Origin of the sequence: Micromonospora kangleipakensis (genome assembly GCF_004217615.1) — a bacterium.
GTDB lineage: Bacteria > Actinomycetota > Actinomycetes > Mycobacteriales > Micromonosporaceae > Micromonospora > Micromonospora kangleipakensis.
On the sequence record NZ_SHLD01000001.1, the window covers coordinates 3,834,876 to 3,852,980 of the forward strand.

Below are 18,105 nucleotides of genomic sequence, written 5' to 3' on the forward strand. Positions count from 1 at the left end.
GGGTAGTAGCCCGAGGCTTTCGAGTCAGGGAGAGGCAGCGGGATGAGACAGGCAATGGCGCCGGACGGGGATGTCGCGTGGTCGTACGCTCCGGGGGCGGGGACCGCGAGCCGGTGAACCTGGACATGCGGGAGTCGCCCATCGACGCGCTGGGCGTGCTGGAGACCGCGGCACTGCTGAGGGAGCTGACCGCCGGCCTGATCGCGGTCACCGACTTCGACGAGGCGCTGGAGCAGCTGGTCCGGATCGCCCGGGACGCCGTACCGGGGGTGAACTGCTGCGGGTTCACCGCGCTGCGGGCGGGCGAGCCGGCCGGCGTGGCCGCCTCCGACCCCCGGCTGGCCGAGCTGGACGACCTGCGGCACGGCCCCGACTCGCCGGCGATGAGCGCCATCCGCCGCCGCGAAATGATCATCGCGGCGGACCTGGCGGAGGAGTTGCGCTGGCCGGCCTGGACCAGCCGGGCCCTCGGCCTGGGCGTCCGCGGGGTGATCTCCGCGCCGGTCGACGTCGACGAGCAGGTCATCGGCGCGATCAACCTGTACGCCGAGTCGGCGGAGGGGCTGACCACCCGGCACCAGCTCACCGCGATGCTCCTCGCCGAGCACGCCGGGCTGCTCCTGGCCGCGGTCCGCGACCGGGCCCGGCAGGCGGCGAAGGCCGGCCAGCTGGACTCCGCCCTGCTGGCGGAGGGGGTCGTCGGGCAGGCCATCGGGGTGATCATGACGCAGCGCGGCTGTCCGGCCCCGGAGGCGCTGGACGTGCTCCGCAGCGCCGCCGCCTCGTTGGACATACCGCTGCGCGAGGTGGCCGAGCGGTTGGTGATCACCGTCTCCCGTCCCCGGGAGAGCTGAACGCCGTTCGTTTCGTCCCAATGGCGGTCGGGTAGCACTCTGGACTGGCGAGCTGCACCAATCCTGGGGAGGAAGCGATGGAGAGCCGACTGCGGGTGCAGGGGCACCCCATCCAACCGATGCTGGTGACGTTCCCGTTCGGGCTCTTCGTCAGCGCCGCGGTGTTCGACCTGGCCGATGTCGCCGGTGGCCCCGCCTTCCTCGGCGAGGTGGGCTACTGGAGCGCGGTCGCCGCGCTGGTCGCGGCCGCCCTGGCCACCGTCGCCGGGATGGTCGACCTGTGGGACGTCCGGGCCGGCCGGACCCGCCGGACCGCGGTCACCTTCAACCTGGTCAACGCCGCGATGGCGGGGCTGTTCCTGCTCGCCTGTCTGATCCGGGCCCAGGCGCCGCAGCGGGGCGCCACCGGCGCGCTGCTCGCCGCCGAGCTGCTCGCTCTGGCCGTGGGCGCGGTCGGGGTCTGGCTGGGCGCCCGGCTGATGCGCCAGTTCGACCGGGGCCGCGTCGAGCCGAGCGGCTTCGAGGCGCTGGGCACGGTCAGCGGCTCGACCGTAGAGATCGTCCGACCGCCGGCCTGACACCCCCGCACCCCGTCGCGCCGCGCCCGTCGACCCGGGCGGGGAAAACCCGTTGCCGTGCCCGGCCGCCGGCGGCAGGCTCGCCGAATGCGCGCGGACCGTGACTTCGATGACCTGATCGCCGAGGGCGCCGGGGTGCCGGTCGACGGCTGGGACTTCTCCTGGCTGGCCGGGCGGGCCACCGAGGAGCGCCCCCCGTGGCGCTACGCCCGGCTGGTCGGCGCCCGGATGGCCACCGTCGCCGCCGCGCTCGACATCGACACCGGCGGGGGAGAGGTGCTCGCCGAGACGCCCACGCCGCCGCCGCTGCTGGTCGCCACCGAGGCCTGGCCGCCGAACGTCGAGGTCGCCCGCCATACAGTGCGCCGGGTCGGCGCCACCGTGGTGCGGGTGGCCGGGACGCCCCCACTGCCGTTCCGGGACGGCGCGTTCGACCTGGTCACCAGCCGACCCGGTGGAGACCTGGTGGTACGAGATCGCCCGGGTGCTCCGCCCCGGTGGGAGCTATCTGTCCCAGCAGATCGGGGCGGGCACGGTCCGCGAGCTGAGCGAGGCGATCCTCGGCCCGCTCCCACCGCCGGCCAGCCGGCATCCGGAGCAGGCGGTCGCCGCCGCCCGGGCCGCCGGCCTGGAGGTCGTCGAACTGCGTACGGCCACCCTGCGGACGGTCTTCCACGACATCGCCGCCGTGGTGTACTTCCTGCGCAAGGTGATCTGGACCGTGCCCGGCTTCACCGTCGACCGCTACCGCGACGAGCTGCGCCGCCTGCACGACCGCATCCGCGCCGAGGGCCCCTTCGTCGCCCACGCCCAACGCTTCCTCATCGAAGCCCGCCACCGTTCCTAAAGACTGAGCGGGAGTGAGTTCTGTTGCCAGAACCCGTGCTCGGCCGAACGCCCCGAACGGTGTTGGGCGTTCTGGTCCCCCGCGTTCTCACCGCATCCGGCGCCGACCGATCGTGTCCGTGGTCCGGGAATGCGGGGGCGGGTTTCCTCGCGCCGTGTGGTGCCCGGTCCGGCCTGGGCGGTCCGATGCCCGGCACGATCACTCTGGTCGTGCGGAGGCGGTGCCGTCCGTCGCCGGATCGGGTGCCCCCCCAGGGCACGCCGTCCGATCGCCACCGCTGCCGCGTGATGGCGAGTGGTCTTGCGATTCTTGCTGGTGAAGGGCTTCTGCCAGTGCTGCGCGCCCCACTTGCTCGTGTAGGCCGGGTCCACGACGACGATGGTGATGCCGAGTTCGGTCGCCATACTGACGAGCCGGGCGCGTAGGTTGCTCACGGGCATGCCGGAGATCAGCTTGCGGAACCGCTTGCGGCGGCCGTGCTTCTCGCGGGTCTTCTCCGCTGCGAAGTCGAGGTCTTCGACCGCGATCGACAGGTTGTGCCGCTTGGCGAAGTGCAGCAGCCGGATGAGCGCATGCCGGACCTGGGCATCACGGTGCTGCGCGGTGCCGGACAGGTCGTAGCCGTAGGTGAGCGGGGCGCCGAGCGGGTTGCCGTGCTCATCCAGACGCCAGGCGGCCAGGTGGTCGGCGTTGGTGTCCACGCCGATCAGGCCGCCGACACGGGCGGCGTTCAGGGGCGCGGTCTTGACCGGCGGGATCGTCCACGAAGCGGTCAGGTACCAGCGGCCCTTGGCGACGTCTTCGTGGATGCGGTAGGCCACCGCCCGGTTCGCGGTGACACGGTCGCGCCACTGCTCGCCCCGATGCGGGAAAGACACCTTCACGGCGAGCACGTATCGGCCGTGCCGTGCGTTGGCCAGGTGTGCCAGCGGCGCGGGCAGTTTGAGGGAGACTTCGCCGTCGGGGGTGAGCGGATCGTCTCGTTTCCGAACCGCTTCCCGGACTCTCCGTCGGCTTGGAGGAACCGCCGCTCGGCTTCCCACCTGCGGCGCCACTGTGGCTCAGTGAGCTGGGCGTCCTCCAGGTTGTTGCGGGCATTCAGCAGCCGCTTGCCGCCGCGTACCACGCGTACGCGGCCCTGTTCCCGGTCGGCCCGCTCGGCCTCCAGCCGGCACTGGAGCAGGTGCAGGCGGCGCGTCTTGGCGAACCACTCCTGCCGGGTGCGGTAGCCGCCCGGCGCCCGCTTGCTGCCCTTCTCGCCCACCGGCAGCGACAGGCGGTGCCCGATCGTCGCGATACCGGCCTCAAGAAACTGGATGTGCGCGAGCTGGGCGCGTCGAGACAGCGCCCACTGATCGTGCGAAGCTTTCGAGATCGACCCGGCCCACCGCGAGGAAGAATCCTCGGTCAGAGCACGCTTCCGATCCGCCCACGCGTCGGTGTCGTGATCCAGACCGGCAGCGCAACGCGCCTTGAGATCCCGCCCCGCCAGAACACCGAGATGCTCACCTACGGCGCGGAGAACTTTCTCATCCGCAGGCGTGAGGCCCTTGAGCCGGTCCCGGATCGCCACTCCCGAGGGGCCGAGGCCGACGAACGGCGGGTCGATCGGCCGTAGCTTGGAATCAGCCATGCTCGGCGGCCTCCAGGGCCTTCTGCGCACGGTTGCGGGCCGAACGGCGCCCGTAAAGACCGGCGCAGAACGATGTCAGCACCTCTACCATGTCGCGCACCAGGTCGCCTTCGACCTCGCCGTCATCCAGCACCACCAGACGGCGCCCGGCGGCGGACAGGGCAGCCTCAACCAGCTCGACGTTCATTCGCCCGAGCCGGTCTTTGTGCTCCACCACGATCGTGGTCACGCCCGCATCGGCCAGCAGCCGCTTCACCTTCGACCGGGCACCGTTCATGCCCGAGCCAACCTCGGACTCCACCCGCACCACCCGATGCCCAGCGGAAGCGGCCCATCGGGTCAGTCGGGCGACCTGCCCCTCAAGACCATCTTTCTGATCGTGGGACGAGACCCTCGCATACAGGCCCAGGCCGTCGACCGCCTCGGGTGTGGTGTTGGCTTCGACGTTCACCAAGATCATGCACGGTCCGACCCGCTGAGCCGGTACCGGCAACGTCCCATCACGGAACCAGCGATACGCGGTCTGCGGATGCACGCCCTACGCCCCTCGCCCATTCCGTCAGATTCACACGAAGAAAATAGCACTCACTCGATCATGCTTACCCTCACTCACACGACCTCGGAGGCGAACAGTTGACCACCCCTGACCGGAGCCCCCACCGGGGGGGTCAGTGGGCGGTGGCGTGGTGGGCGGCGAGGACGTCGGCGCCGAAGTCGCTGGCCGGGCGGCGCAGGACGGTGTGCGCGTGGTTGCCGTCGTCGCTGGTGTTGTCGTACTCGATCAGCAGGTCGTCGCCCTGGACCCGGTAGTAGTGTCGCTGCCCCGGCCGGGTCGGGCCGGCCCAGGCGAAGTGCAGCTCCCCGCCGTCGAGCCGGTCGGCCTCCCGGGCGGCCAGCTCCGGCGGGAGGCGGTCGAGGTAGAGGGCGACGAGCTGATCGAGCAGCGCCCGGCCGGTCGCCGTGAGCCGGTTCCGGGGCACCCCGAGCGGGTCGAGCCGGCCGGGCGCGGTCGGCCGGGTGGCGCTGATGATGTCGGTGGGCGCCTCGTCCGCGACGATCGCGGCGGCCCGTCCCGCCGGTCCGAGCGCGTCGAGCAGCTCCCGGGCCAGGTCCTCCTCGGCGCCGAGCGGCCGGGAGACCGGCCGGCCGGCGTGCCGGACCGTGGCCGGGTTGGCGCCGAAGAAGAGCGGGGCGGGGGAGACCTGGTCGTCGACCACGGTCATGCTCACCGAGAGGTGGTGCCCCTCGATCCGCCAGCCCCACCGGTCGTCGGCGGCCGGGTCGCCGAAGAGGGCCACCCAGTAGTCGCCGCTGTGTCGGCCGCGCCGCCAGCCCTCCGCCCGGTCGAGCACCTCCTCCAGGGCGATGATCGCCATCGCCTGCGCGTACGCCGGCGGGCTCAGCGCGGTGGCGAGCAGCCGGTGCGCCGCCTTGCGGGCCGCCACGGCCAGGTCGGCGAGGGGCACGCCGGGTCGGGGTCGGGGCCGGTACTCCAGCCACCGCCGGGCCGGCTCGTCGTCGAAGGCGTGGCCGGCGCGCCGCCGGCCCGACTCGTCGAGCGCCGCCAGCAGGGCGCTGGCCGCCGTGCGCATCTGCTCGGGTACGGGATCCTCCACCGACCCTGTATACCGTCCCGGCGGTCGGCGCGCCGGCAGGTGGGTCAGCTCCGGCCGAGCGCCGCCAGCATCTCCGGCAGGTCGAAGAAGCGGGCCGTCTCCACCGCGGAGGGGCTGCCGTGGTCCGGGTCGGCGCCGGCGTCGAGCAGCGCCCGTATCGCCTCGGTGTTCTTCCGGAAGATCGCCGCGGCGAGCGCCGTCTGACCCCGGTCGTTGATCCGCGCGTGGTCGGCGCCCCGGGCCAGCAGCGCGGCCACGGTCGCCGGATGGGCGTGGTACGCGGCGAGGATCAGCAGCGTGTCGCCCTTTTCGTTGGTCATGTCGACCGGCAGGCCGGCGTCGACGTATCCGGCCAGCTCCTCGGTCGCCCCGCCGCGCGCCAGGTCGAACATCCGGTGCGCGAAGGCGAGCGTCTCCGCGTCGAGATCGTCGGTCATCCGTCCAGGCTAGTGGGACCCGGTCCGGCCGCGCCTGGTAGCTTGCCAGCCCGGCGCGCGGGAGGGGCGGATGGACGATTCGGTGTACGTCGGCAACGCGGGCGTGGACGGGGCCACCGACACCGGCTGGCTGCTCGGCCATTTCAGGCCGCCGGGGGACGTCCGGCACAGCACCGAGGTCGAGGTGAAGTGGGGCGTGCACCCGGCGGGGGAGGCCCGTGCACAGTGGGCCACCGGCGAGCGCCGCACCGCGCTGCTGGTGCTGATCAGCGGCCGGTTCCGGGTGGAGCTGCCGGATCGCACGGTGGTGCTCGGCACGCCCGGCGACTACGTGGTGTGGGGCCGGGGCGTCGACCATTCCTGGTACGCGGAGCGGGAGTCGGTGGTGCTGACGGTGCGCTGGCCGTCGGTGCCCGGCTACCGGGTGGGCCCGCCGCTGCTCCGCTGACCGGCCGACGCGACGGCCGCAGCCGTCCCAGCATTCGGTATTACCTACTAAACCCATAGGGTTAGCCTTCTATGGTGGAGGGGCACGCGCCGCTCCGCACCCGGGAGGACGACCCGCCCATGACCAGCGCACACCCCGTCGACCTGCTCGCCCTCGCCGCCCGGTACGCGGACCCGCCGCGGTGGCCGGTCCCGCTGCGCTTCGACCGGGCGCAGCGGTGGTACGCGCGGCTCGCGGCCAGGCCCGACCACGAGGTCTGGGCGCTGAGCTGGCTGCCCGGGCAGGGCACCGACCTGCACGACCACGGCGGCTCGTCCGGTGCCTTCCTGGTCGTCGCCGGCACCCTCACCGAGGAGACGGTCAGCGGCGGCCGGCTGCGTCCGCGCCGGCTGGCCGCCGGCGCCGGCCGGCGCTTCGGCGCCCGGCACGTGCACGTCGTGACCAACCGGGGCGACCAGCCGGCGGTCAGCGTGCACGTCTACCGGCCCGCGCTGCGCCGGATGACCCGCTACCGGCTCCGCGACGGGCAGCTCCTGATCGCCGACGTGGCCGAGGCCGGAGTGGCGTGGTGAACCCGCCCGGCGCGCGACCCCTCCCGCCCGCAGACCCGACATCCGCCTGGAAGGACCCGACCATGCCGCACACCCGGACCCGTACCGAGAGCTGTCCGGTCCCGCCGTCCGGCTCCCGAGGGATCGAGGAGATCCTCGCCGCCGCCCGCGCCCGGCTGCGCCGGCTCGACCCCGAGCAGGCCCACCTCGCGTACCGGTCGGGGGCGTTGCTGGTCGACATCCGGCCGGCGGGCCAGCGCGCCGCGCACGGCACCGTCCCCGGTGCCCTCGCCGTGGAGCGCAACGTGCTCGAGTGGCGGTTCGACCCGCGCTGCCCGGCCCGGCTGCCCCAGGCCGTCGACTACGACGTGCCGGTGGTGATCCTCTGCCAGGAGGGCTACACCTCCTCGCTGGCCGCCGCCGCCCTCCAGGAGCTCGGCCTGTACCGGGCCACCGATGTGGCCGGCGGGTTCGCCGCCTGGCGCATCGCCGGGCTGCCCACCCTCGGTCCCACCCCGCCGCACCGCCCCACGTCCGCCGCGCCCCCGGTCACCGCCGGCCGGGCACCCCGCTGACCGTCGCGCCGTACCTCGGCGTGGCGGGCGCGACCGCCAGCTCAGGAGGCCCCATGTCCGTCGTCGCCATCTCCCCGCGTCCACACCGGCCCGGCCGTACCGACTGGGCCGCGCCGCCCCGGCCCCGCACCGAGCCGACCCTGACCATCACCCTCGAGATCGCCGCCGGTGCGCTGACGCCCGGCCTGGCCCGGCTGGTCGATCTGCTCGGCGAGCTGGCCGAGACGGGCGAGGGGGTGCTCCACCACGAGACCTCGGGCCCCGCCCTCGCCGGCCGGCCGCGCGCCGCTGTCCCGATCGGCCCGCCGACGCACCCCGCCCTGGTCGCCGGGCCGCCGGCCCCGCAGGCCGGTCCGGACCCGGTACGGATCCTGGCCGGCTCCCGGATCGTCCGCCAGGGTCCGCGGGAGATCCCGCTGACCCGGATCGAGTACGACCTGCTGCTCTTCCTCGCCGAGCACCCGCGTCGGGTCTTCACCCGCCGGCAGCTGCTCGCCGGCGTCTGGGGCTACGAGCACGCGGTGGCGCGCACCGTGGACGTGCACGTCCGCCGGCTGCGCGCCAAGCTCGGCGCCGACACCCCGCTGGTGACCACGGTGTACGGCGTGGGCTACCGGCTCGCCGACGAGGCCCGCGTCGAGGTGGACCGGGAGCGCTGAGCCGACGGGCGGACCCCTCGCCGCGCCGGTGCCCGGGGTCGGATCCGCCGCCCCGGGCGCCCGGCGTCCGCGCGTTCTCCTCGCCGCGTGAGCAGCGGCCCCGCGACCCCACCGGCCAATGTGAACCGGCCGGGGACCCCCCTTAACGGGCCAACTCGACGACTCTGCTGTAATCATCCTGCCTCGCACGGAGAGCGAGCGGGTGGCTCCGATGTGTTCGTCAATTGTCACATTCATGCAACGTAGCCGCCCCTTGACCCTCGCACAGGCGCCGGGAAGCATCGATGAAGCGGCGTCCCGGGCCGTGGGGAGATACCCGGACCAGCCAAGGAGGACCATGTCGGTCAGCCCCGCCTCGTCGCGCGCCGGATGGCATACGTCCCAACCCGCGGTTCCCGGTCGTCCCCCCGGGGGCCAGCGCCGCCCCGCGAACACGGCCGCACCCGTGCTCACGGTGACCCTGTCCATCCCGCTCGCCTGCGAGGAGTCCCTGACCCCACCCGCGCGCCGGCTGCTGGAGGCCGCCCGGGAGATGCTGGAACGCGGTGACGCGGTCATCACCAGCGGCGCCGGCCCGGTGGAGCGGCGCGCCGACCCGGTGCCGGCCGGCCGGTCCCCGTCCCGCCCCCTCGCACCGACCATCCCGACCCTGCACATCCTGGCCGCCTCCCGCTCGGTGCTGCGCGACGGTGAGCCGCTGCCGCTGACCCGGCTGGAGTTCGACCTGCTGCTGCACCTGGTCGCCCACCCGCGCCGGGTCTTCACCCGGCTGCAGCTGCTCAACGCGGTCTGGGGGTACGAGCACGCCGGCGTCCGCACGGTGGACGTGCACGTCCGACGGCTGCGCGGCAAGGTCGGTGTGGACGTCCCCCTGGTCACCACCGTCTACGGCGTCGGCTACCGGCTCTCCGACGACGCCCGCGTCACCATCGACCGCACCGGCTGAGCCAGCCGGGTCCTTGGTCGGCCACCGGCCCGGCCGGGCACCATGGTCGGATGCGCGCCCGTCCGATCACGCCCGACAGACTCGTCGCCGAGCTGACCGACCGGCTCGCCGGCACCGCCGTGCCGGGCCGGCTCCGGGTGGCCGTCGACGGTCCGCCGGCGGCCGGCCCCGACGCGCTGGCCGCGGCCCTGGTCGACCCGCTGCGTGCCGCCGGGCGCCCGGTGCTGCACGTGCTCGCCGCCGACTTCCTCCGCCCCGCCTCGCTCCGGCTGGAACAGGGCCGCACCAACCCCGACGCCTACTACGAGGGCTGGGTCGACGAGACCGGGCTGCGCCGGGAGGTGCTCGACCCGGCGGGCGCGGACGGGTCGGGCCGGCTGCTCCCGTCGCTCTGGGACGCCGCCACCGACCGGGCCAGCCGGGCCGGGTACGTCGAGCTGCCCGCCGGTGGCGTAGTGCTGGTCAGCGGGGCGCTGCTGCTCGGCGGCGGGCTGCCCTTCGACATCACCGTGCACCTGGCGCTCTCCCCGGCCGCGCTGGCCCGGCGTACCGACCCGGAGCTGCGCTGGACGCTGCCCGCCTTCGCCCGGTACGCCGACGAGGTCGCTCCGGCCTCCTTCGCCGACGTGGTGGTCCGGGTCGACGACCCCCGCCACCCGGCCGTGGTCGAGCCCGGGGATGCCGGCTGAGCGGCCCGGCCGGCGAACCGGACGGCAGCGACGTCGACGGGCGAAAAAATCGGCGGTTTGATCCTTTCCGGCTGCGGGTAATCGCCCCGCTCACAGAGCACGGGTGATCTCACCCGGGCATCGACGGACAGGTCCGGGGCGTTACACCGCCCCGGAACCGATGTGAGGCCCCACGAAAGGCAGGCAGCGATGCTCGTCCACGACACGGTAGCCACGGGCCGGTCCCAGGCGGAGATCGACCAGATCCGGCAGTCCCTGCGGTCGCGCTACGACGAGCTGACCGCGGAGTACGACCAGGCCGTCCTGCAGAGCCAGGTGCTGCGCCTGGTGGAGGTCGGCGACACCGCCGGCGACGACCAGGCCGACAGCGGCACCAAGACGGCCGAACGGGACACCGCGCAGTCCCTGCTGCGCACCATCCTGGACCGTCGCGCCCAGTTCGAGCACGCGCTGACCCGGCTCGAGGAGGGCACCTACGGGTTCTGCGAGGGTTGCTCCGCGCCGATCCCGGTGGAGCGGCTGGAGATCTTCCCGTCCGCCACCTCCTGCGTGGCCTGCAAGCAGACCCGGGAGCGGCGGGCTGCCTGAGCGCCGCCCGAGTTGCCGGTCGGTCCGACGCGCGGTGGACTCCACCCATGGGTGAGATCAAGGTGGGCACCGCCTCGTGGACCGACCGGACCCTGCTCGACTCCGGCTGGTACCCGCAGACCGCGGACACCCCGGAGAAGCGGCTGGCCTACTACGCCCGGCAGTTCCCGCTGGTCGAGGTGGACGCCACCTACTACTCGCCGCCCGCCGAGCGGACGGCGCAGCTCTGGGTGGCCCGCACCCCGCCCGGGTTCACCTTCAACATCAAGGCGTTCAGTCTGCTGACCGGGCATCCGACCCGGGTCGCCGCGCTCTACAAGGACCTGCGCCCGGAGACCGACAAGAAGAACGTCTACCCGGACGACCTGCCGCCGCAGGCGTACGAGGAGGTCTGGACGCGTTTCCTGTCCGCCCTGGACCCGCTGGTCGAGGCGGGCCGGCTCGGCGCGCTGCTGTTCCAGTTCCCGCCCTGGTTCACCATCAAGCGGGACAACAAGCAGTACCTGCTCGAGGTGGCGAAGCGGTGCGCCCCGCTGCGCCCGGTCTTCGAGTTCCGGCACGCGTCCTGGTTCGACGGGGCGAACCGGGACGAGACGCTGGGCTTCCTGCGCCAGCACCGCCTGGCGTACGTCTGCGTAGACATGCCGCAGGGGCACCGGTCGTCGGTGCCGCCGGTGCTGGCCGCGACCGCGGACCTGGCGGTGGTCCGGTTCCACGGGCACAGCGACAAGTGGACCAGCAAGGACATCCACGAGAAGTTCGGCTACCGCTACTCCGAGCGGGAGCTGCGGGACTGGGCGCCGAAGCTGCGCGAGCTGGCCGGTGAGGCCGAGCAGACGCACGTGCTGATGAACAACTGCTACCGCGACCACGCCCAGCGCAACGGCCAGCAGTTGCAGGCCCTGCTCGGCGCGGACTGATTCACCCTGAGCGGGTGAGGCCGGCTCACCCGCTCTCCCCGGAGCATGGACAGTGTGTGCGGTCCGTCGACCGACGCGACCGCAGGCCGACAGGAGGTGTGGGCCATGACGGTGCGGGTGGTAGCGGATGCACGCCGCGGTGGGGTGCTGCACGTGGTCGGGAAGTCCGACGTGCCCCGGCGTGGCGAGCGGCCCGGTCGGTTCAGCCCGACCCGGCCCTGGCGGGGGCCCAGCGGGCCGCCGCGCCGCACCGACGACCGACGCTGGGAAACCGACGCACGGGGGTGGGCAGATGGCTGAGCAGCTGATTTCCGCGGTCGAGTCCTCATTGGACAAGACGAACCTGATCCTCAAGGACATCGAGCAGGCATACGGCTGGCCGAAGGAGCAGCGCAACCAGTCGTACGCGGCGTTGCGCACGGTGCTGCACCTGCTGCGCGACCGGATGCCGCTGCAGCAGAGCGTGGAGTTTTCTCAGCAGTTGCCGGTGCTGGTACGCGGCATCTACTTCGAAGGCTGGCAGCCGGAGAACGTGCCGATCAAGCTGAACCGGGAAGACTTCCTCTACGAGGTCCGGCAGGGCTTCCCGTACGACGTGGAGGGCGGCACGGAGCGAGTGGTGCAGGTGGTGCTGGACACCCTGCGCCAGCACGTCACCCAGGGCGAGTGGCAGGACGTCAAGTCGCAGATGCCGCGGGACCTGGGCCGGATGATTCCCTGACCGGCGCCGTCCCGGCCCGCTCCACTCCGGTGGGGCGGGCCCTCGGCGTCCGGCTGACCGGGAGGCCGGCCCGCCGGGCCAGCGCGGCGAAGGCGACCGCGTCGACGATCGCCGCGCCGCCGGGGTCGTTGTTGAAGTAGACGTACGCCGGCTCGGCGTCGCCGAACGTCTCGCCCAGCCGACGTACCCAGGACGCCAGCGCGGCCCGGCCGTAGCGTGGCCACGGGCGGGCGCGCCCCTCGTGCAGCCGCAGGTAGCCGAAGTCGGTGGTCCGCCACAGCGGCGCCACCGGCCGGCTCAGCCGGTCGGCCCAGACCAGCGCGGCCCGGCGCCGTTCGAGGACCCGCCGGGTGTCGTCGCTCCACCAGGAGGGGTGCCGGGCCTCCACCGCCACCCGCACGTCGGCGGGGAAGAGCCGCAGCGTCGCGTCGAGCGCGTCGGGGTCGGCGCGCAGGTTCGGCGGGAGTTGCACGAGCACGGGCCCGAGCCGGTCGCCGAGCCCGCTCGCCCGGCCGAGGAACCGGTCCACCGGCTCGGCCGGCTCCCGCAACCGCTTGACGTGGGTGAGGTACCGGCTCATCTTCACCGCCACGCAGAAGTCGTCGGGGGTGCGTGCCCGCCAGGCGACGAAGGTGTCCCGCTCGGGCAGCCGGTAGAAGGCGTTGTTCACCTCGACCGTGGCGAACCGATCGGCGAAGTGCTCCAGCCAGAGCCGCTGCGGCAGCTTCGCCGGGTAGAAGCACTCCCGCCAGTCCCGGTACTGCCAGCCGGAGGTGCCGACCAGGATCATTGTGATCGCGCCCTTGGAGGTTCGTTGCGGCGTACCGCTGCCGGAGGTTCAGGGCTTGTATTCGCTGCGGGTGCGGGGGAGCCATTGCGGGTGTTCATCCCGAAGGTAGCGGATCAGGCCCTCGCGGAGGTCGCAGCGGAGGTCCCAGGCGCTCGGGCCGTCGGCGGCGGAGGCCTGGATCTGGATGACCACGCTCTGTGCGGTTGCGTCGACCATCTGCAGCACCCATTGGTCGCGGTCCCAGAGTGGCGACGCCTCGACCAGCCGCCGGGCCTCCGTGCGTAGGTCATCCAGGTCGGCGGTGTGGTCCACGTGAAGTTTGATCTGGCCGACCACCCGGCTTTCGTTCCGGGTCCAGTTCTGGAACGGGCGTTCGGTGAAGTAGGTCGTGGGCAGGATGAGCACCCGGTCGTCCCAGAGTCGGATGACGACGTTGGTCAGCTTCAACTCCTCGACGCGGCCCCACTCACCCTCGATCACCAGGACGTCGCCGACGTGCAGTGAGTCAGCGAAGGCCACCTGGATTCCGGCGAAGGCGTTGCCCAGGGCGGTCCGCGCGGAGAGCCCGATCACCGCGCCGACCACTCCGGCCGATCCCAACACCGACAGACCGAACAGGCGTACCGGCCGGAAGGTGACCATGATCAGGCCGATCGCCAGGATGGTGACGACGGTCGCGGTGAGGCGCCGCACCGGCCGGATCTGGGTGCGGGCGCGCCGGATGCGGCGGTCCGAGACCGCCGCCTCCGGCAGCCGGCTGAAGATGATGCTTTCGGTGACGTACAGGGCCTTGACGATCAGCCACGCGGTACCGCCGATCAGCAGCAGCTGGACCCCGTGGCGGACTGCTCGAATCCACCAGTCCGGCCCTGTCGGCATCGCGAAGTACAGCGCTCCGAGCAGCAGCACCATGATCGCGGGACGTCGGCAGGCCCTATACAACGGCGTCAGGCACCACTGGTAGCGGCTGCGGGCGACTCGCCGGACGAGCACGCCGGTGAACCGGTCCAGCAGTAGGGCCACTCCCAGCGAGGCCAGCAGGATCGCCACCAAGCCCATCAGGCGCCGACCGATCCAGCCGTGGTGCTCATGCTCCTCCAACTCCTCGGTCAGGTTTGTCCTGTCCGAGGGTGTCACGCGAGGTCCGGCCGTGCGGTGTGCATCTGGAAACGACCAGGTCCAGGCGGGTGGCCGGCGATCGGGCACGCATGGGCACGCTGGGACGCCGCCACGCGAGCCGGCACCGCGGGACCTAGGGACCGGTCGCAGCGCCCATCCTGCGTCGGGTGGCGATGACGGTGGTGGCGACGAGGGCGGCGAGGAGCAGAGCGGTCAGGCGGGACGGCGCGGGTGTGAGGGGGGTGAGCAGCACGAGCGCCGCGGTGGACCAGTACGGCACCGTCATCTTCAGCTGCTCGTACGGGCGGATGTGCAGCGTCCAGACCGCGATCAGGTAGATGGCGACCGGCGCGGCCACCGCGTACCCGGCGGCGACGCGCCCGAGGTGTGCCGCGCCGGTCTGGTAGTCGACGTCGACGGCCAGACCCGCGCCGAGCGCGGCCGCCGACGCGAAGATCAGGTACTGGCCGTATCCCCACAGCAGCGCCACGCGCGGCGAGGTTGCCAGGTGTTCGACCGGACGGTCGAAATAGAGCCACCACATGGCGAAGACGATCACCACACCGGCACCGGCGATCGACAGCAGGGCGCTCGCCTTGGTCCCCCTGTCGAAGGCGGTCTGCACGGCGAGGCTGGCGGCGAGTACCGACTCGCCGAGCACGATGATGGTGAACAGGCCGTACCGCTCGGTTATGTGGCGCGGGTGCCAGATGATCGGAGCGGGGCGCCGGGCCCAGAACGGCAGCAGCAGTTCGGCGACGGCGACCGCCAGGAAGCCGGGCAACAGCCAGGGCCATCCGTCGGGCAGTGCCAGCCGGGCGATCCAGGCCGCCTGCAGCACGATGATGCCCACGGCATAGCGCAAGGCGGTGGCTCGCCGCTCGGGGTCGCTGTGGGCGACGCGCAACCACTGCCCGACCATCGCCAGGCGCATGATCACGTACCCGTACGTGATGACGGAGAAGTCGCCGTGGTCGAAGGCGCGGGGCACCCCACCGGCGATCACCAGCGCCCCGGCGATCTGGACGAGGGTGGTGAGCCGGTAGACGTCGTCCTCCGGGTCGTACGCGGAGGCGAACGTGGTGAAGTTCATCCACGCCCACCAGATCGCGAAGAACACCGCCGGGTAGAGGCCGATCCCGTGGCCGATGTCGGCCTCGCCCAGGTTGTGGTGCAGCCGGTCGGCGGCCTGCCGCACCGCGGCCACGAAGCACAGGTCGAAGAGCAGCTCGAGTGGAGTCACCCTCCGATACGGCTCGTCGCTGGGGCGGGCGACCATCGGCCGGTACCAGGTGCGTGACGGGGCCCGTGGATGACTCGCCGGCTGGGACATGGCAGCACCTCGGACGGCTCGCGTGCGGAACGTTCCCTGGGGCCGATCCTTCCGAAGCGCACAGGTCCCACGCGGACTCTCGCCGAAGTTGGCAGCTCGGCTCCACCGCCATGCCTGCAAGGCGCCGTGACCCGGAGGCGCGACTCGACCGTTCAGAAGAGGTCGAAGTGGAAGACCTCGAAGGCGGCGCCGTAGCGGACCCCGAGACGGGTGCCGGCGGGCCGGCTGATCCCCTCCAGGAACTCCTCCGGGTCGAGGCCGCCGTTCCCGAGCCCGCGCAGGTACTCCTCGTGCGCCCGCAGCGACGCCACGCCCCGGTCGAAGGTCGCCGTGACGTCCACCCCGTGCCGGGACTGCGGGGAGGCAGCCGCCCAGACCTGCCGTACCCGGTTCCACGGCCCGACGCCGTCGACCAGTTGCTCCCGGAAGATCCACCGGTTGCCGGCGTCGCGGACCGCGTCCAGCACCGCGCGGCCGGTGGCGATGTGGTCGGCCTGGTTGAGCGCGTACGCCCCGTCCCAGGTGTCCCGGAAGTTGTTGGTGATGACGACGTCGGGGCGGTGCCGGCGGACCACCGCGGCGATCTCGCGGCGCAGCGCGACGCCGTACTCCAGCAGGCCGTCGGGGAGGCCGAGGAACTCCACGGTCGGCACCCCGACCAGGGCGGCCGACCCGCGCTGTTCCCGCTCGCGGATCTCCCGGGTCCGTTCCGGCGGCAAGCCGTCGATGCCCGCCTCGCCGCTGGTGACCAGACAGTAGACGATCTCCTTGCCCTGCTCGGTCCAGCGGGCGACGGCCGCCGCGGCGCCGAACTCCAGGTCGTCGGGGTGCGCCACCACCGCCAGGCCGCGCTGCCAGTCCTCGGGCAGCGGCTCCAGCGGCTCGACCTCCGGTTGCGCCATGCGACCCTCCTGCCGGCCAATTCCCGGTACATCCTGACACCGCACAGCGGTCTGCGCCCGCAGGCGTGGCCTGCCGCAACGGATGGTCCAGGTTCGGGGCCCGGCGAACCGTCCGTGTCGCCGGGTTCCGACGTCTACCGTGTGGTTAGAGAAGATCGCGCGTGGGGTACCACCCGCTGCACGACGGACCCCGACGGACGACGGGGCGGCACACCCGAGGGAGCACCCATGGCACTCAACGACGACGACATGCAGACCACCAGCGGCGGCGGCCTCGAGGGCCCGGCCGACGGCGGGGCTACCCCGGGCCAGCAGGACGGTGGCGCCGACGGTGGCGCGGACCGTGGCGCGGAGCGTGGCGCCGACCAGGGGGCCGACCGTGGCGCCGAGGGGCCGGCCGACGGTGGCGCGACCCCGGGCCAGCAGGACGGTGGCGCCGACGGTGGCGCCGAGGGTCCGGCCGACGGTGGCGCGACCCCGGGCCAGCGCGACGGCGGCGCCGACGGCAGCGCCCGCTGACGGATCGTCGTGACGCACATCGACCCGCCGGGCGGCCTCGGCCGCCCGGCGGTTCTGTCTTCCGCCACCGACGCCCTCGCCCGGTGCATCTCGGTGGAACCGGCGAAGTTCGCCGCCGCCCACTGGGGCGCCGCGCCGCTGCTCTCCCGCGCCGCCGAGCTGCCCAACCCGCGCGGCTTCACCGACCTGCTCAGCCCCGCCGACGCCGACGAGCTGCTCAGCCGACGGGGTCTGCGTACCCCGTTCCTGCGGGTGGCCAGGAACGGCGAGCTCGTGCCGACGGCGCGCTACACCGGCGGCGGCGGCGCGGGCGCCGAGATCGACGACCAGGTCCTCGACGAGAAGGTCCTGGAGCTGTACGCCTCCGGCGCGACCCTGGTGCTGCAGGGCCTGCACCGGATCTGGCCCGCGCTGGTCGACTTCGCCCGGGACCTGGGCACCGCGCTGCGGCAGCCGTTGCAGGTCAACGCCTACCTGACCCCGGCCGGCAGCCAGGGCTTCGCCACCCACTACGACACCCACGACGTCTTCGTGCTCCAGGTGGACGGCCGCAAGCACTGGCGGATCCATCCGCCGGTGCTGCCCGACCCGCTGGAGAAGCAGCCCTGGGGCGGGCGGGCCGCCGAGGTCGCCGCCACCGCCGAGGGGGCCGCCGCGCTGGACGTGGTGCTCGAACCGGGCGACGCGCTCTACCTGCCCCGCGGCTGGCTGCACAGCGCCCAGGCACAGGAGTCCAGCTCGCTGCACCTGACCGTCGGCATCCGGGCGCTGACCCGGTACGCCCTGGTCGAGGAGCTGCTCGCGCTCGCCGCCGAGGACGCCCGGCTGCGTGCCGGGCTGCCCTTCGGCACCGACGTCGCCGACCCGGACGCGATCGAGCCGGAGCTGACCGAGACGGTCGAGGCGCTGCGCGACTGGCTGCTGCGGGCCGACCCCGCCGCGGTCGCCGCCCGGCTGCGCAACCGGGCCTGGCCGGCGGCCCGACCGGCGCCGATCCGCCCGCTGGCCCAGGCGGCGGCGCTGTCCACGCTGGACGCGGAGACCCGGGTCGCCCCGCGGGCCGGCCTGCGCTGGCAGCTCACCCCGACCGGGGACGGGACGGTGGCGCTGCGCCTGTTCGACCGCACCATCACCCTGCCCGGCACCTGCGAGCCGGCCCTGCGCGCCGTCCTCGCCGGCGAGGTCAGCCGGATCGGCGACCTCCCGGGCCTCGATGACGACGCCGACCGCATCGTCCTCGCCCGCCGCCTCCTCAAGGAAGCCGTCCTCACCCCCGCCTGACCACCTTCACCTCGCGGCAGCCCGCACCGGGCCTCGTTGATCATGAAGTTGTTGTCACCCGCCTGGCGTGTCACGGCAATAACTTCATGATCAACCGCA

General features: G+C 73.1%; 21 protein-coding genes and 2 pseudogenes. 14 read left to right on the top strand and 9 right to left on the bottom strand.

Annotated elements, in window-relative coordinates; genetic code table 11:
- Positions 1-125: 125 nt before the first annotated feature.
- The 3 genes and pseudogenes from EV384_RS18410 to EV384_RS18420 all read left to right on the top strand — a co-directional run bounded on the left by EV384_RS18410 (position 126) and on the right by EV384_RS18420 (position 2,279).
- The gene (locus EV384_RS18410; protein ID WP_207232625.1) at positions 126-854 is read left to right on the top strand and encodes a GAF and ANTAR domain-containing protein; all 729 of its coding nucleotides are present in this window, start codon (positions 126-128) and stop codon (positions 852-854) included.
- A 77-nt stretch (positions 855-931) separates the two neighbouring features.
- The gene (locus tag EV384_RS18415; protein WP_130335002.1) at positions 932-1,432 is read left to right on the top strand and encodes a DUF2231 domain-containing protein; all 501 of its coding nucleotides are present in this window, start codon (positions 932-934) and stop codon (positions 1,430-1,432) included.
- Positions 1,433-1,519: 87 nt separating this feature from the next.
- Positions 1,520-2,279: pseudogene (locus tag EV384_RS18420) on the top strand (class I SAM-dependent methyltransferase).
- Here EV384_RS18420 and EV384_RS35445 read toward each other — a convergent pair.
- The 5 genes and pseudogenes from EV384_RS35445 to EV384_RS18440 form a co-directional block, all read right to left on the bottom strand.
- The gene (locus EV384_RS35445) at positions 2,276-3,172 is read right to left on the bottom strand and encodes an IS200/IS605 family accessory protein TnpB-related protein (RefSeq protein WP_207232360.1); all 897 of its coding nucleotides are present in this window, start codon (positions 3,170-3,172) and stop codon (positions 2,276-2,278) included. The pseudogene EV384_RS18420 and the gene EV384_RS35445 sit on opposite strands and share 4 nt — an antisense overlap.
- Positions 3,160-3,912, bottom strand: a complete 753-nt coding sequence (locus tag EV384_RS35450; RefSeq protein WP_207232361.1) for a hypothetical protein — start codon at positions 3,910-3,912, stop codon at positions 3,160-3,162. Before EV384_RS35450 ends, EV384_RS35445 begins: the two co-directional genes overlap by 13 nt.
- A pseudogene (locus EV384_RS18430) lies at positions 3,905-4,481 on the bottom strand (IS607 family transposase). The gene EV384_RS35450 and the pseudogene EV384_RS18430 overlap by 8 nt, the downstream one beginning before the upstream one ends.
- A gap of 99 nt (positions 4,482-4,580) precedes the next feature.
- Positions 4,581-5,504: a DUF3500 domain-containing protein gene (locus tag EV384_RS18435; protein WP_130340665.1), complete on the bottom strand. Its 924-nt coding sequence runs from the start codon at positions 5,502-5,504 to the stop codon at positions 4,581-4,583.
- Positions 5,505-5,572: 68 nt separating this feature from the next.
- Positions 5,573-5,965 (bottom strand): ankyrin repeat domain-containing protein, encoded by a 393-nt coding sequence (locus tag EV384_RS18440; RefSeq protein ID WP_130335006.1) that lies wholly within the window; start codon positions 5,963-5,965, stop codon positions 5,573-5,575.
- A 70-nt stretch (positions 5,966-6,035) separates the two neighbouring features.
- Between EV384_RS18440 and EV384_RS18445 the strand changes: the two genes are divergently transcribed.
- The 9 genes from EV384_RS18445 to EV384_RS18490 all read left to right on the top strand — a co-directional run bounded on the left by EV384_RS18445 (position 6,036) and on the right by EV384_RS18490 (position 12,062).
- Entirely contained in the window at positions 6,036-6,413 is a 378-nt protein-coding gene (locus EV384_RS18445; RefSeq protein WP_130335008.1) for a cupin domain-containing protein, read from the top strand.
- Positions 6,414-6,532: 119 nt separating this feature from the next.
- A complete protein-coding gene (locus tag EV384_RS18450) occupies positions 6,533-6,985 on the top strand; it encodes a cysteine dioxygenase (RefSeq protein ID WP_130340666.1) in 453 nt (150 codons plus the stop codon).
- 62 nt (positions 6,986-7,047) lie between these two features.
- Positions 7,048-7,539 (top strand): rhodanese-like domain-containing protein, encoded by a 492-nt coding sequence (locus tag EV384_RS18455; protein WP_130335010.1) that lies wholly within the window; start codon positions 7,048-7,050, stop codon positions 7,537-7,539.
- A gap of 53 nt (positions 7,540-7,592) precedes the next feature.
- Positions 7,593-8,198 carry a winged helix-turn-helix domain-containing protein gene (locus EV384_RS18460; protein WP_130335012.1) on the top strand — a complete coding sequence of 202 codons (606 nt, stop codon included), beginning with the start codon at positions 7,593-7,595 and terminating at the stop codon, positions 8,196-8,198.
- A 337-nt stretch (positions 8,199-8,535) separates the two neighbouring features.
- Complete coding sequence (locus EV384_RS18465; RefSeq protein ID WP_130335014.1) at positions 8,536-9,144, top strand: winged helix-turn-helix domain-containing protein; 609 nt, start codon at positions 8,536-8,538, stop codon at positions 9,142-9,144.
- Between the two features lie 50 nt (positions 9,145-9,194).
- Positions 9,195-9,833 carry a nucleoside/nucleotide kinase family protein gene (locus EV384_RS18470; RefSeq protein ID WP_130335015.1) on the top strand — a complete coding sequence of 213 codons (639 nt, stop codon included), beginning with the start codon at positions 9,195-9,197 and terminating at the stop codon, positions 9,831-9,833.
- Positions 9,834-10,022: 189 nt separating this feature from the next.
- Positions 10,023-10,421 carry a TraR/DksA family transcriptional regulator gene (locus tag EV384_RS18475; RefSeq protein ID WP_130335017.1) on the top strand — a complete coding sequence of 133 codons (399 nt, stop codon included), beginning with the start codon at positions 10,023-10,025 and terminating at the stop codon, positions 10,419-10,421.
- Positions 10,422-10,468: 47 nt separating this feature from the next.
- The gene (locus tag EV384_RS18480) at positions 10,469-11,341 is read left to right on the top strand and encodes a DUF72 domain-containing protein (RefSeq protein WP_130335019.1); all 873 of its coding nucleotides are present in this window, start codon (positions 10,469-10,471) and stop codon (positions 11,339-11,341) included.
- A gap of 292 nt (positions 11,342-11,633) precedes the next feature.
- Positions 11,634-12,062: a DUF2267 domain-containing protein gene (locus tag EV384_RS18490; protein WP_130335023.1), complete on the top strand. Its 429-nt coding sequence runs from the start codon at positions 11,634-11,636 to the stop codon at positions 12,060-12,062.
- Here the strand turns inward: EV384_RS18490 and EV384_RS18495 are convergent.
- From EV384_RS18495 to EV384_RS18510, 4 genes are all read right to left on the bottom strand, one after another.
- Entirely contained in the window at positions 12,019-12,852 is an 834-nt protein-coding gene (locus EV384_RS18495) for a DUF72 domain-containing protein (protein ID WP_130335025.1), read from the bottom strand. The genes EV384_RS18490 and EV384_RS18495 overlap by 44 nt on opposite strands.
- 48 nt (positions 12,853-12,900) lie before the next feature.
- Positions 12,901-13,989 (bottom strand): mechanosensitive ion channel family protein, encoded by a 1,089-nt coding sequence (locus EV384_RS18500; protein ID WP_242624147.1) that lies wholly within the window; start codon positions 13,987-13,989, stop codon positions 12,901-12,903.
- Between the two features lie 115 nt (positions 13,990-14,104).
- A complete protein-coding gene (locus EV384_RS18505; RefSeq protein ID WP_242624148.1) occupies positions 14,105-15,214 on the bottom strand; it encodes a low temperature requirement protein A in 1,110 nt (369 codons plus the stop codon).
- 242 nt (positions 15,215-15,456) lie between these two features.
- Positions 15,457-16,206: a PIG-L deacetylase family protein gene (locus EV384_RS18510; protein ID WP_130335029.1), complete on the bottom strand. Its 750-nt coding sequence runs from the start codon at positions 16,204-16,206 to the stop codon at positions 15,457-15,459.
- A gap of 228 nt (positions 16,207-16,434) precedes the next feature.
- Here EV384_RS18510 and EV384_RS18515 point away from each other — a divergent pair, with 228 nt between their 5' ends.
- Both EV384_RS18515 and EV384_RS18520 read left to right on the top strand, forming a co-directional pair.
- Positions 16,435-16,725, top strand: coding sequence for a hypothetical protein (locus EV384_RS18515; RefSeq protein WP_130335031.1), 291 nt, complete (start codon positions 16,435-16,437; stop codon positions 16,723-16,725).
- Positions 16,726-16,734: 9 nt separating this feature from the next.
- Complete coding sequence (locus EV384_RS18520; RefSeq protein WP_130335033.1) at positions 16,735-18,006, top strand: cupin domain-containing protein; 1,272 nt, start codon at positions 16,735-16,737, stop codon at positions 18,004-18,006.
- Positions 18,007-18,105 lie beyond the last annotated feature (99 nt).